Source organism: Verrucomicrobiota bacterium (assembly GCA_021294815.2).
Taxonomy (GTDB): domain Bacteria; phylum Verrucomicrobiota; class Verrucomicrobiia; order Opitutales; family LL51; genus LL51.
In genome coordinates this window covers 516,652-530,794 of record CP095464.1, presented here as the reverse complement: position 1 = coordinate 530,794, position 14,143 = coordinate 516,652, and the positions used below count along the sequence as shown (strand labels likewise).

Genomic DNA, 14,143 nt, shown 5'->3' with positions numbered 1-14,143 from the left:
AGTTACTTAACGAGCTGCAAAATCCACTCGGTCGACTTGAGGCCATCCATCATAAATTGGACACCAATCGCGATGAGAAAGAGCCCCGATAGGCGGAATGCGAGTTTGAGGACTGCCGGCGTGAGCCACTGCGCACCTCGAGCGGTTAGGTACAAAATGCCGTACATGAGCACGGCGACCATTGTGACTGCGGACAAGCAAGAGATACAGCAGGAGTAGTCGAGACAGGTGCCACGGTTCGCAATAATAATCGTCAGTACACTGGGCCCCGAAATGAGCGGAATGGCCACAGGTACAATCGAAATATCCGCACGCTTCCTCTTCGTCTGGCCATTATCGTTCTTGCCGGGAATTTCCGGATCTCCAGAGCGGACCATGCTAAATCCCGTCAAAAGAAGTAGCGCACCACCTGCGATCTGAAACGCATTAAACTCGACACCAATAGTTTCAAGTGCCTTGCGTCCCGCAAGTACCGTCAAAACCATGAATCCCCAAGAAACGAGACACGCCGTACACGCTGTTCGGATGCGCTCCTTAACCGTGTACTCGATCGTCATGCTGAGATAAAGTGCGACAACCGCTAAAGGACAGACGGCAAGAAAGACCTGCCAAAAACATTCTGTAAAAGTCCCACTGTGGAGACAATCTTGCGCGAGCGACGCGACGAATGCGCACGGTTCCATTCCGTCATGCAAAGGCCGCTGGCGGTAATGTCAAGAAACATTTGCTCTATTTTTACAATTTATGCACCATTCTCATCGTGGACCTGGAAAAATCCGTCGCCATTGTCGTTGTAACATACCCACAGAAGCGATTGTGCCGTGTGGTGGCGAATGAAAAATAGAAGCTCTCCCTGCTTCCACAAATGGGCCCAATCGGAAAGGTAGTACGCGTTGGATGACCAGCCATCATCATCGCCAATACGCCCACCATCCGTTAAAATCACCTGACGGATCGCATCGTCTGTATCCGCGTCCTCAGGGATCGCATAGGTGCTCACCTCAAATTGATTCCGTAGTGCCGGCAAATCGCCGGAGTTTTGAAGATAGAGTGCCGCTGGATTTTCAACTTCTCCTGGGAAGCAAATCGTTATGCGGCGAAAAAAATTAACAGGATTTCCAGGGCCCGTGCTATCTTCCGTAACATCAAGTGTAATGACCGGCAACTGACATAAGAATGACAAAATTCCCAAAATATCATCACCCTTGGTCACACCTTCTTGTGCCTGCTGGCGCAGAAGAACTTTCATTACCGGTGTGGAAAACGCCAAATTATGAACGTTAAAGTTATCTTGAGTGTAAGGTCCAATATGCAAACGAAACAGGCTGCGCATCACCGATAGAGTTTTTTCTATTTCATCACCGCTCTCGAGATTATCATGGATCTCTTGGATCAGCGATTCCGGAAATAGCGAGGCACTCCCTAAAACTTTTTGTATTCCCCAACTTCCTTGGAAGAGGACCCATAACGCCATCAATTTTTTAGTCGTACTCACAAATTTGACAATTGTATGTAAAATAAATAAAAGTAAACTATTTTACAAATACAACGAGTACTTAAAAATTGTCCTCATCATCCCGAATGAGCGGGCCCTGATACTGCGGGGAGCGAGCTTCTTTGACCCAGCGGAGGACTTCGGCAACCGGAAGAATGAGTTCGCGCGGAATGTAGCGCATGACTTGGGAAGTATCCAATAGTGCGTGAGCGAGTGGAACGTTCCGGACAATGGGAATCCCTTCGTCTTTAGCGACTTTGATCATCTCTTCGGCGACCCTTCCTACGCCTTTCGCCAATACAATCGGTAGAAGAAAAATCGGTTGTTCGAAATTATAGAGCAATGCAACGGCGACGTGCTCCGGGTTTGTGACTAAAGCGGATGCGTGTTTTGTGCGCTGTGGCGGGTCTTCCTCCATCATCTCCTGGTGGATCTGCTTACGTTTACTTTTGACCTGCCCATCACCTTCGGATTCTTTGTACTCTTGCTTGATCTCGTCCTTACTCATCATAAGCTGTTGCTTCCAGTTGTATTTCTGGTAGGCGTAGTCGACCGCCGCAACCGCAATGTATGCGAAAATCACGAGCTTCGCAAAGTCCTTCATCACCGGACCTAAAATACTAAACACACCCCCTAATCCACAGTACGGCAAGAGCAACAAGTCATCAAAAACACTCTTGATGAGACCATAAATTAAAAATCCGAGAAATAAAATTTTGACCGTCGATTTGAGCATCTCAACGATATTTTTCATCGAAAACATCTGTTGCGCTTTCGATATCGGATTGATCTTGTTGAGATCCGGCATAATCGGCTGCGTCGTAAATAAAAGTCCCACTTGCGCAAAATTCGCAATGAGCCCCATCAGCGCAACCATCGCAAGACAAGGCGTAATGATCGCTCCCGATTTGGCCACAACCGCCCAGAGAACTTGATCTTTGTAGTCCGCAAGGTTACAGTTGCCGATAAAAACCGTCGGAATGAGCATAAGCTCGGCCAGATCATTAAGGTGTGAATCCCAACCGAGGCCGACAAAACAAAACGCACCGATGAGGGTTGCGGTCGAGGTAACGTCCTGACTCTTGGCGATATTCCCTTTATTCCGGGCATCGCGGATTCTTTTCGGTGTCGGCTCTTCAGTCTTTTCTCCCATCGTTAATGAAACACCTTATTGACGAACAACGCCATCTTACTCTGCGTAAAGAAGTAGTAGTGGAACAGTTCTCCAAGCAACGAAAAGTAAAACAGTAAAAAAAACATCGATAGCCAGCTCTTGACCGGCATCGCCATAAAGAATACGTTTAGCTGCGGCGCGAACCGACTGATCATACCGAGTCCAAATTCCGAGAGAAATAAAACAAGGAGAATCGGAGCTGAAAAACAGAAAATAACCTCCATGAGATCGTCGACAAAGGACATCACAAATGCTGGGAAATTGGCGTCAAATGTCGGATAAAACCCGAAAACCGGCCAGATAATGTAGGTCTGGTAGATCAGTCCGAGGAAGAACAAGAATCCCCCCATCGTAAAAAACAGCGTTGCGATCATCTGCGTCAAAAAGCTACCGATTAAGGAGGTCTGTGAACCCGCAACTGGGTCAAACGTCATCGCCATCGACGATCCCCGTTGAATATCGATAATAAACCCGACGCTATCCGCAGCGTAAAAAATAAAGCCCGAAAGATATCCCAAAAGCGCTCCAATAATCACTTCTTTGCAGATCGTTAAAATCAGGATCGAAATCGGAAGCTGCGTCGATGGACATTCCGGGAAAACCGTGTAAAATAGCGGAAGTGCCATCGCTAAGATCACAACATTTCGTCCCGTTCCCATAATGTACTGCTTCGCGAAAACTGGCGTCAACGAAAGCGCCGCGGCGAGACGCACAAGGCAGAGCATCATCATCATGAGCACCCCGCCGAGGTATTGGATCCCTGGATTCATCGGATAATCGTCGCAAATGAAGTAAACAAGAAGTTCGCAAAGGCCATCAGCTGATCACCAATCCAATACGCCGAAAGCGACAGGACGAGTACGGTGAAAAAGAGTTTGATCGCGAAACTCAGCGTCTGTTCCTGGATCTGCGTTAGGGCTTGGAGTAGGCTCGTCATTAACCCGACGCAAGTCGCAATCAAGATCGGAGGCATCGAGAGGATGAGCACGAGCAACATCGCCTGCTCCGTAATGTTGATGATGAAATCCTGATCCATACCACCCCTATCCAGCCACTACTTGTAATGATTTTTTGAAAGATAGCAAGCCTCACCCACCGTTCATTGCGATGAAAAAGCGGTCACGGCCTGTAAGATCCTGGAGGATTTTCGTCATCCTGTAAGCTTGGTAGCGTTCTTGTAAAATATGGGAATGGAGGATGCCCGTTTCTAAAGCGACTATACCCTGTGATTGAAGAAACCGGGGCGCTGTCTGTAAAATCTGATCAAGGTGCTGAAAGCCTTCTTGCTCAGCAACGAGGGCATTTTTCGGTTCATATTGTCGGACTTCTGCTTCTGCGGTTGCGTACTCTTCTTCGGTTAAGTAAGGCGGATTCGCAATAATCCAATCAAAACGCTGCTGCGGAATATTTTTAAACCAATCTGAAACGATAAAGTGAATGTTTGAAATTTGGTGATGACGTGCATTTTCTTGTGCAACCTCAAGCGCATCAGGCGAAATATCTACGGCCACGACTTGGGCTTCCGGGAAATGATTCGCGAGCGCAATCGCTATCGCGCCACTACCGGTGCCGAGATCTAAAATCGTTTTGGGTTGCTGCACCTGCTGGGTACACAGCCAATCGACTAAAAATTCCGTCTCTGGTCGCGGAATTAAAACGCGTGGGTCAACATGAAGGGATATGCCGTAAAACTCGACTTTTTCTAGAATATACTGTAGCGGTTCCCGTTGTGCTCGGCGCTGAAGCCACGTTCGAAGCTGTTGCTTTTGATGAGTACTAATCGTCCTGTGCCCGTTGAGATAGAGCGCCAGACGTTGGTATCCGAGCATGGTGGAAAACATCCATTCGACATCGCATTTCGGCCTCGGCACACCCCGTTGCTCTAAAAACCGGACCGCACGCTTCATCAACTCCAACAACGTCTCTTCCACCAAGAATCATCATCCTGGCAAAAACATCATTGGGTGAAAACAAAAAATATCCGTTATTCAGTCTCGCTTTTCCCCGCAGACTCCCCGGGCGGTGTGTTCACCACATAGGAGGTATTGATAGCCCCAATTTTACCAAATGAAGCACTGTCCGTCGGTGTTGCCTGGAGCTCTCCAATCGCGGTAATGCCTGAGGGACTCACTCCGATCAGAAACTTTTGTTGATTACAACGAATGATCGCTAATGAACTGCGCCCCCCGATCGGTAGTTGCCGGACCACCTGGAGCGTATCCGGACCTTTGTCCTTATGCTCCGCCGTTAAAAACCAGTTGCGACGACGAAAGAGAACAAAAAAGTATCCTCCAAGTGCTAAGAGCACCAGGAAGATGACCGCTTTAACAATAACGGCAAACTCAACCATCCTAGCGTTTCCGCTCCCGGACCTTCATCGCATCCTTACCAATCCGCTTCCGGATGTAGTAGAGCTTCGCGCGCATCGGAATACTTTCACGCTCCACCTCAATCTTCGCGATACTCGGTGAGTTTTTAGGGAATACCCGCTCAACACCTTCGCCCGCAACCACACGGCGTACCGTAAAGGTCTCGGAAATCCCACCGTGCTTTTTGGCGATTACAATACCCGAAAAAATCTGAATACGCTCCTTATCGCCTTCGCGTACCTTCACGTGGACCCGGACGCCATCGCCGACTTTGAAATGATCACGCCCCGCGATGAGCTGTTTCGCGGTCAATTCCTCAATGATGCGGTTCATACGCCTAGGTTTGAGAAAGTCCCTCTCTGAGTCAAACTTTTTTACGAGCCGTCGTTATGCGATTGGATGTATTTCGCCCATAAATCGGGACGCCGTTGACGGGTTTTTTCCAAACGTTGCGCATATCGCCAGCGATCAATTTCCGCATGATTCCCACTTAAAAGCACTTCCGGTACCGTTATTCCTTCAAATTCCCGGGGCTGTGTATACTGCGGAAACGTTAAAAGCCCATCGCTCAGTGAATCTTGTTCAAGAGAAACATTATTACCTAAAACCCCTGGAATATAACGGCAAATCGCATCAATCATCACCGCTGCAGCTAACGTCCCATTGGTTAAAACATAATCACCAATAGAAAATTCTTGATCAATGTACCGGTCACGAACCCGTTGATCGAGTCCTTCATAATGCCCCGATAAAAAAATCAGATGCGTATGTTGCGCTAAAATCTGTACCTGTTCCGTCGTCAACGGTACCCCATCCGGACAGGGATAAATCACACAACTCTCCTCCGTCCGTAACGCTTGGATCGCACGTATAACCGGTCCGGGCTGTAATAACATCCCTGCACCACCCCCAAACGGTCGATCATCTACCTTGAAATGTTTATTCTCGGACCACTGCCGTAAATTGTGTTTGTGATATTCTAAAAAACCTTGTTTCTGCGCCCGCGCTAAAATCGATGACGCCATAAACCCATCGAGCATATCCGGAAAAAGTGATATCAGATCGATGCGCATACCCGTATCACGCCAAATGTACTCCCAAGCGCAAGGATTTTATCCTTGTGATTGCAGGCCTAGAGATTATAAATGTACCCATGTCTGACTCGATTATCGCGCAAATCCGTGAGGAGATTTTCGCCGTTCAGCCCTCGACCGTAAAGAAAAATGTCGGTACGATTCTTTCTGTCGCCGATGGTGTAGCGGTGGTTAATGGCCTCTCCGAGGTGATGTATAACGAGATGATCGATTTCGGAAACGGTATTTTCGGTGTCGCGCTCAACTTGGAAGAAGATTTCGTCGGCGTCGTTATTTTAGGTGACGATACAGCCCTTAAATCCGGGATGCAAGCAACGGCTACCGGTAAACTCCTTTCCGTACCCGTTGGGAAAGCACTATTGGGACGCGTCATTGACGCCCTCGGCCAGCCCCTCGACGGCTATGGGAAAATTCTCACCGAGGAACAATACCCGATTGAGACCATCGCTCCAGGGATTATGCCCCGTAAGTCCGTGAACCAACCGCTTCAAACGGGGATTCTCGCCATTGATGCCATGATCCCTATCGGTCGTGGTCAACGAGAACTCATTATCGGTGACCGCTCCACCGGGAAATCGACCATCGCAATTGATACAATTATCAATCAAGCTAAGATTAACCGCGAAGGCCTTACCTCCGGTGATCCAAACTTCCGCCCGGTTTACTCCATTTACGTCGCGATTGGTCAGAAAAATTCAACGATCGCCCGGACGATTAAGACGCTCACCGATCACAATGCGATGGAGTTTACGGTGATCATTAACGCATCCGCTGCCGATAATCCGACAAACCAATACATTGCCCCTTACGCCGGTTGCGCCATGGGGGAATGGTTCATGCATAACGGGATGGATGCCCTTATTGTATACGACGACCTCTCCAAGCATGCCGTCGCGTACCGTCAAATTTGCCTCATTTTAAAACGTCCCTCCGGGCGTGAAGCCTATCCGGGCGACGTGTTTTACCTCCATTCCAAATTACTTGAACGCGCCGCACGTCTTGATGCGCAACACGGTGGAGGCTCTCTCACGGCACTCCCAATCATCGAAACGCAAGCGGGTGACGTCTCAGCCTACATTCCGACGAACGTTATTTCCATCACCGATGGACAAATTTTCCTCGACACCGGTCTCTTTAACAAAGGTATTCGTCCGGCGATATCGATTGGAATCTCAGTTTCCCGTGTCGGATCTTCAGCACAGATGAAAGCCTTTAAACAGGTCGCCGGGAAGCTCAAACTCGAACTCGGACAGTACTACGAACTGAGCTCCTTTGCACAGTTTGGCTCCGATCTCGATCCCCAAACTCAACAACAACTCGATCGCGGTGCACGTATCGTCGAACTCTTCAAGCAACCCGCCAATACGCCCTACAGCGCCTCCTCCCAAGTGGTTCTCTTATGGTCGATCAACGCCGGTGTTTTCGACAAAATCCCGCTAGACCATGTGAATGCTGCTGCAGACTCACTTCTAGGTTACTGCGCAACTGCCGGTCTACACATTCTCACTGCGATTGCTCAAGAACAGAAGCTCACCGACGCCATCGAGGACCAACTCCGCGCGCTCATCGAAGACTGGCAAAAATCACGCGCTTAAGTAGAGCAAAACATCCAAAACTTTCAAAGGGCCTAAGCGGCCCTTTTTTACGCATTTCTGCTTGGAGCGCTAACAATTGCTGTTAGTTACCTGTATTCCAATCGCAACGCATCCCAACGTTTTAACACGCTCGGCCCCAGGAAACTGCTGATACACTCTCACGCCAGCCTGGAGATCGTCTGCTCCTAAAAATGGCAACATATTAGCAACACCTTCTACGATGAGCATTTCCTCAAACGAGCGATAAACGTGCTTAAACGTAATGGTTCCAAACACAAAATCCTGCGAACGCCGATCCTGCAAAACGATTGTTTCGCCCGGATACATCTTACGACAAGCGGGACCATTGATACGACCTTCGGCCTTTTTAACCCCTTCGCGCAACCACTGCAAATACGGCCTTTCTAGCGTATTAATAATGGACAACACATGCTGTGCATCCGGGCACCAATTCGGGTCTACCGTCGGCGTTGATCGGATACACCTTTGACCTTGTGTATTTTTTGCAAAATTTCTCATTTATACCCTATGATTTTCACCTCAGAAATATATTCCACTTCATTTTTATAAGCCCAAGATCGTACATTTTTCTCCGAAAAATTATACCATCTCATAAAGACAATTGGGCACAAGAGGTTTTGCAACTCGCCAAGAATTCCCAGAAAAATCTGCATTATGTCCCTTAAAAAACAAAGAAGCCCCCGGTTCCCGGGAGCCTCTTGAAGCTTGAGCGCACAGATATAGCGCGAAACCTAGTTCTGTAGTGTTCCTTATTTTCCCCAAATTGCTCTTATCCGAGCTGCTCTCGATCGTTCCCTCTGAGATGATCCCTTTCCTACCCCATGAGGTAACACCCTTGATTTAGAATCCGAGGATGAACTACCGTACGCCTCGTTTCGTGAGCTTGGCGATTGAGAACGCCTACGCCGGTTAGGTATCCATCCGCCCGGATGTTTACTGGGATCAAATGAGGGGTTTCCACTCTCATAACCACCGGAGTGTGTCGGAGTCGGCGACTGGGTTCCGCCACTAAAGGTATCGTCACCGAACGTATTCGATATACCTTTCCGTGCATTCTCAATAGCCTGGACCTTCGCTTCAAACTCCGCTTGAGCAACCACCTTGCTCACAGTCTTCGTTGTATCGCTCCACAAGAGCTCGTGCAGCTGAACACACAACTCCGCCACGCTCAAGGCATTAACAACAGCGGTCTTACTTCTCTTTTGTGCGGAATTTTTCAGTTTCCCAAGGCCCTCGAGAAGTGCCTGCTCGCACTGTTTCAGCGCGGCTATCGTCTTTTGAACCTTCTCGGCCTCTTCTTTCTCCGCTTCGGCGTTGTGTTTTGCCTCTTCAGCTTGCTGTAAGAGAGCGGGGATGCTGTTCAACTTGATCTCCGCCTCTTCGAGTTTGGCTTTCGCATTATCTAGATCTTCTTGCGTAATATCCTTACCCGGTTTCCCCAACAACGCATTAGCTGCCTGAAGTGCTGCGTTGTATTGCGCCAACGCTTCGCTTGCGTCGGTTTTACTCTTATTGATCGTTTCAAGGAAAGCACCCTCAATGCCATCAACACTGATTGCCTTTATTTTACTCTCCAACTCACTGTGTTTTGAGGATAGAGCACTACATTTATTCGTGCAATCTGTAAATTGCGTTTGGAGTTCTGAAGGTATATCTGCGAATTGGCTCTTCTTTTCGTTAAATATCGCTGTTGCCTCTTGCAGTGCCTTCTCCTGCGCTTCAGAATATTCTTTAACCTTTGCCAGCAAATCATCATAATCGAAGCCGTTGTACAGTGTTTCATAAACTATACCGAGCTGCTTTTCGTTGTCGGCAATGATTTTACTTTGAATAGTAATATCGACTTTGGGCTTTCCTTCGTCATTCCACTTTTGAACTTCTGTTTGCAGTTGCGCTATGCCATCTTCGGCTTGTTTCTCTTTTTCCGCGAAGGGTTTTAAGGTATCTTTTTGCTCCTGTGTCAACTGATAGGCCATTCTGGCAGCAACAAAAAACTCTTCGATCTCTTGTTTTAAGACCATTCCTGTTGCCCATGTTCCACTCAATTTGTCGTAGTTTTTGTCACTCATTGCCCCTGCAAGTATTCGCAGCGCAGAGATGCGTAGTTTAGAACGTTTAATCTCTTTAGAAAACACCTCCTTTTCCCCTTCAGACACCGTTTCTGGAAGATTCAATAGCGTGATTTTCTTGGAATACTCTTTGGCAAACTTTAAAAACTCATCCCGAGCACTCTCTTGTGATCCGTTCAAAGTAGTGACGACCTTGGTCTCTCCGAGAAGTTCCCGAAGCTTTTGCAGACCAATTTGAGCAACACCCAAATTCCTCTGCGCTAAATATATTGCCGTATCTTTCTTTACCTTCGGATCTGTATCGCTAGGTATCTGAATTTTTCGTTCGCCGTTGGATTGAGCTAGCCCCAACCACAGTTGAGTCACAACATACGCCTCCAATTTTGACCTCAGCGTTTCATCTGCAACCTCTTCTATCTTTTTAGAGAGATCATCTTTTTTCCAATCAATCGAATCTCCAACACCTTTAAGGTCCGAATTCGCACTCAGAATATCCCCTAATGCCTTGGTAAGATCCACGATACCCTTCGCAATTTTCTCCTTTGTCCAAGTCTCCGGACCGCAAGCGCCGGTTAACAGTGCTGCGTCGTCCTCATGATGCTCTTCGTCCTTCTTCGATAGGATCGCTTTCCAGCCTTCGACCTTTCCTTGTAAATCCTTAAGTTTCGCTTCACGTTCGGAGCCACTTATCTTGTCGTTGAGGACCTCCTGCATGAGCTTATGATACTCGTAGTACGCGTTCAATTTAGGCTGCAAGTTTGCGGGTTGTGTGCTGATTGCGGCTGCAACTGCGGCATCACCGGCAGTCCAGTTGATAGTCGTACCATTAGCAATATTTTCCCACGCAACGTCATTTCCAAAAGCTGCTTTTAATGCATTTTCAACGTTGGCGATTTCCTCTTTGGCCTTTTCTGCAGTCATACCTGGAGGCGTCGGGTCATGATGTCCGCCATCGTCGCCGCCGCCAAGGTCAATTTTGAAGTGTGCTGCGAGAGCTTTAAGATTCTCTTGGGCAGCTTCAATGTCCTTTTGCTGCTGTGTCTTTTCCTTAGGCTCCTCTGGAAGATGAGGCATGGGAATTTTGCACGCTTCCTCCTTACATGCGACATACTTCTCTAATAACGTCTTTAAGTCACCAGATTTTCCCAGGATTTCATTGATTTTATCATTGCGTTCTTTACCCTTGGTAATGTCATTCCACGGGAGTCCATTGATTTCAGTAACCGCGTTTTTGAAATCGCCCTCTCCTAATTTATCGCAGAATTTTTGAAAATCTGCTTTAAATTTGTTCGTATTAGCGTCAATCTCTTTCCAAGTCCATACCCCAGGAGGTGTCGGTTCGTCGTGATGCTCTGCACTGTTTAAAAGTTTTGTGAGTTCGGTGAGGTTTTGTTGGGCAGATTCAATATGAGCCTGCTTGGTATCCTTCCTCGGCCCCTTTCCCGGCGGAGGCGGAGGCGGAGGCGGAGGCGGAACTGCATCGGAAAAAAAGGTATCCCAATCTTCTCCTTCTGCAAGATTCATGTAATTTACATATGCTCCATACGCACTTAATTTCTGCTGTAATTTATCATCACTAGTATAGTCATTGATCTTCTTTACTGGCTTAGCCTCAATGCTCTCTTTTATCGCTTTATCGAACGCCGCATGCTCTTCTCTGAGTTTCTTTGCAGCCGCCTTAATTGCATCGGTTTTCGCCGTGATTTCCGCAGGTGTCCATACCTTGGTCTCTTGAAATGTCGTCAAAGCCTTTTTGACTTCCGCCAAATTCTTCGGTGTGTTAGTTTCATTGTACTTTCGCACTGTTTTTAGGAGCTCTACGTATGCACATAATTGAGCTCGAAACACCGAGTTGTCTATTTTATTTGCATCATCTAGAGTCTTAATCAAAGCCATCGGCAGCGTATCCGCCTTAATTGCAAGCGCATCGATTTCAGCAATGGCATCTTTCAGCTTTCCGTTCTCCGGCATACCTAAAAACGCATCGAGGTCTTTCTTAGCCTCGTTGTCACCCGGCAACTTCGCAAGGATGGCTGTACCATTTTCACCGCCACCACCGCCGCCGGCAGGTTTCTTTTCGAATTTACCACCACCTTTCTCGAGAAGAGCTTTGAGGGCGTCAAATTTCTTTTGAGCATCTTCAAGGGCTTTTTGTGCATCTGAAGGCTTTGTCAGTTTAGAAACATCATCCGGAACAGCATTGATCTGAGTATTAATCGCCTCTCCAGCTTTATAGCACTCCAACCACGCATTTAATTGATCTGTTAGGGCTTTATTGCAATTATTCTCATTGAGGAATTTATTGATCGCCACCTCGACATCTTTCGCGGGAGCTCCTTTCTTGATGTTCATTGCGTCATACGCATTCCAGAACTCTGTTCCTTTCGTCTTCCCGTCAAGCGCTTCAAAATCTTCCCTCAGTTTCTCCTCTTCTGCTTCAATTTCTGCCTTGGTTAAGACGCCGTCAGTTGGCCTCTTAACGCCTAAAAGGTCCGCTAACTTCTTCGCAGCAATCTTGAGCGCATTAGTATCTGCCTTGTCTCTTTTTAAGTCGTTTATGGCTAGTCTAAACTGAACATAGTTATGGGCTTGTGGCTTCGTACCTGTTGTCGACCCTAATTTTTTATCAACTTCATCTTCAACAGTCTTCTTATGACCTGCGTACGTCCAGTTATCGTCCCACTTTATACCTGTGGGTTTTTCCACAGCAGCTCTTACAAAAACATCTAACCCGTGGTTCTCTGGCTTAAGTTTCAGATATTTCTCATGCGCACTGAGCATGTCGTCTGCTGATAGCTTTGCAATGTCGTCCCATGCTTTTAATGCCAAAACGTCAATGCTGCTCAAGTTATCCATAGCGGTGATGACGTTTTCGAAGTTGGCCGGTAAAGCACCTCCATGATCATCTTTCAATTCATTTAAGATCTGAGCAACCGCCTTCATTTCCTCGCTGTAGGTCTCTAACTCCGTGAACTTCTTGCCGCCATCTGGTAGTGCTCCCGTGCACATTTTTTGGATCATCGCCATCGCGGGGTCGTAGGGAAGGAAGCCGTAAATCGCCGTGAAGGCTTTTGTAGTGCCCCCCATCTTATAGAACACCGCCGCCCGAAGTATGTCGCCATCGGGTTGAATTTCCACTCCGACCAGTTGATCTGTCTCGGCCTCAGTTCCATCCTTGAAGTACTTCGTTCGAGGAGCAGATGCAACAGTCATTACCTCATTTCCGGCGCACGAGACTTTACTCAAGGCCCAGGCTTTGCAATTGATGCTTGTGAGAGTATCATCAATGACCAAACCCTTCATGCCATCGACGCTACTGGGCCAAGTCTTGATACCATCTGGCGTCATATCATTGGAAATTGAAAATGTATACTCCACAGGAGAGAATTCCTCTTGGAGTAATCCCGCACGGTGGAGCGCCATAGCGGGGTGGAAATACCACTTAGAAACCTCCGCCGGAAGCATGTAAAATTCCATGAAACGTTGCGCATCGATTTCTTCACCGTTGTATGTCGCTTTTCCTAAGCCTAAATCAATGTGTATAATCGGCGTATTCGAAAAATCTAGACAGGGTTCCTTGGCACGATCTTCAAATGTTTTCTTTGTAGCTGCGTCGAAAATTTGTTTGGACATTGGGACGTCCCCGACCTTGCCCTTTGTGCTCAATGGGAAAAACAACGGCGCTGTGGGAATTTTGACGGATTGACTGCCTTTGCCATCCTTGAGAGCCTTCAATTCGAATAAGACACTGACATTTTGCTCTCCCGATTTAATGGTTGGGATGCGATCATAAAACGCGGCTTCCATCGAGCAATCCTTGGGATTACCTTTCGAAATATAAATCGTCGGGTGCTTGTAGTAGGTGAATCGCGTTCCATTAGACACGGTTTTTGAATTTCCATTTTTTATAACACCTTTGCCTTGGGCTCCGTCCTCATTTGATGTTTCCGCCAGCCACATCTGGTGATCATTTTTGAATTTGCCATCGATATCGGCAAAAATAGCGAATGTATTTGGTTTAGAAATAACAACGGACCGCGAGCCCTCGTAGACATCTTTTTCTTCCTTGCCTTCATCAATTGGATTATCGCTCCAGTCTTTCACGTTTTTAGTGAATTTCCACTTACCTCTAAGCTCCTCGACGTATGTGCTGTACTTCCAGGCTTCCGAAACGAGAGGGCTTAAGAATAGCATCCCCGTTAAGATTTTCGTAATTCCCTTTTTATCCATATCTTTACCTTTTTTGTTCAGTGGACCATTTTAGGTTTTTTTTGGTAAGTTCAATGCTTTTTATAAAACATTTAACAAGAAACCGCAGCGTGTGAA

12 protein-coding genes are annotated in these 14,143 nt (G+C 47.3%); 1 reads left to right on the top strand and 11 read right to left on the bottom strand.

All coding sequences use genetic code 11. The annotated features are described in order from the left end of the window. Positions 1-2: 2 nt before the first annotated feature. From LW808_002490 to trmD, 9 genes are all read right to left on the bottom strand, one after another. Positions 3-683: a MarC family protein gene (locus tag LW808_002490; GenBank protein UPA28153.1), complete on the bottom strand. Its 681-nt coding sequence runs from the start codon at positions 681-683 to the stop codon at positions 3-5. A gap of 59 nt (positions 684-742) precedes the next feature. Then, positions 743-1,474, bottom strand: coding sequence for a hypothetical protein (locus LW808_002485; protein ID UPA28152.1), 732 nt, complete (start codon positions 1,472-1,474; stop codon positions 743-745). A gap of 82 nt (positions 1,475-1,556) precedes the next feature. Next, positions 1,557-2,648 carry a type III secretion system export apparatus subunit SctU gene (gene sctU, locus LW808_002480; protein UPA28151.1) on the bottom strand — a complete coding sequence of 364 codons (1,092 nt, stop codon included), beginning with the start codon at positions 2,646-2,648 and terminating at the stop codon, positions 1,557-1,559. A gap of 2 nt (positions 2,649-2,650) precedes the next feature. Further along, entirely contained in the window at positions 2,651-3,439 is a 789-nt protein-coding gene (gene sctT / locus LW808_002475) for a type III secretion system export apparatus subunit SctT (protein UPA28150.1), read from the bottom strand. After that, on the bottom strand, positions 3,436-3,705 hold the full coding sequence (sctS, locus tag LW808_002470; GenBank protein ID UPA28149.1) for a type III secretion system export apparatus subunit SctS: 270 nt from the start codon (positions 3,703-3,705) through the stop codon (positions 3,436-3,438). Before sctS ends, sctT begins: the two co-directional genes overlap by 4 nt. Before the next feature lie 52 nt (positions 3,706-3,757). Then, positions 3,758-4,600 carry a peptide chain release factor N(5)-glutamine methyltransferase gene (prmC, locus tag LW808_002465; protein ID UPA28148.1) on the bottom strand — a complete coding sequence of 281 codons (843 nt, stop codon included), beginning with the start codon at positions 4,598-4,600 and terminating at the stop codon, positions 3,758-3,760. 53 nt (positions 4,601-4,653) lie between these two features. Then, positions 4,654-5,019, bottom strand: a complete 366-nt coding sequence (locus LW808_002460; GenBank protein UPA28147.1) for a flagellar biosynthetic protein FliO — start codon at positions 5,017-5,019, stop codon at positions 4,654-4,656. A gap of 1 nt (position 5,020) precedes the next feature. Beyond that, positions 5,021-5,371, bottom strand: coding sequence for a 50S ribosomal protein L19 (gene rplS, locus LW808_002455; GenBank protein UPA28146.1), 351 nt, complete (start codon positions 5,369-5,371; stop codon positions 5,021-5,023). A gap of 41 nt (positions 5,372-5,412) precedes the next feature. Further along, a complete protein-coding gene (trmD, locus tag LW808_002450) occupies positions 5,413-6,111 on the bottom strand; it encodes a tRNA (guanosine(37)-N1)-methyltransferase TrmD (GenBank protein ID UPA28145.1) in 699 nt (232 codons plus the stop codon). 80 nt (positions 6,112-6,191) lie between these two features. Here trmD and atpA point away from each other — a divergent pair, with 80 nt between their 5' ends. Further along, on the top strand, positions 6,192-7,727 hold the full coding sequence (gene atpA / locus LW808_002445) for a F0F1 ATP synthase subunit alpha (GenBank protein UPA28144.1): 1,536 nt from the start codon (positions 6,192-6,194) through the stop codon (positions 7,725-7,727). 69 nt (positions 7,728-7,796) lie between these two features. Here the strand turns inward: atpA and LW808_002440 are convergent, their stop codons facing one another. Together LW808_002440 and LW808_002435 are read right to left on the bottom strand one after the other, a co-directional pair. Then, the gene (locus LW808_002440) at positions 7,797-8,246 is read right to left on the bottom strand and encodes a hypothetical protein (GenBank protein ID UPA28143.1); all 450 of its coding nucleotides are present in this window, start codon (positions 8,244-8,246) and stop codon (positions 7,797-7,799) included. 251 nt (positions 8,247-8,497) lie between these two features. Beyond that, the gene (locus tag LW808_002435; GenBank protein UPA28142.1) at positions 8,498-14,047 is read right to left on the bottom strand and encodes a hypothetical protein; all 5,550 of its coding nucleotides are present in this window, start codon (positions 14,045-14,047) and stop codon (positions 8,498-8,500) included. Between the last annotated feature and the right edge of the window lie 96 nt (positions 14,048-14,143).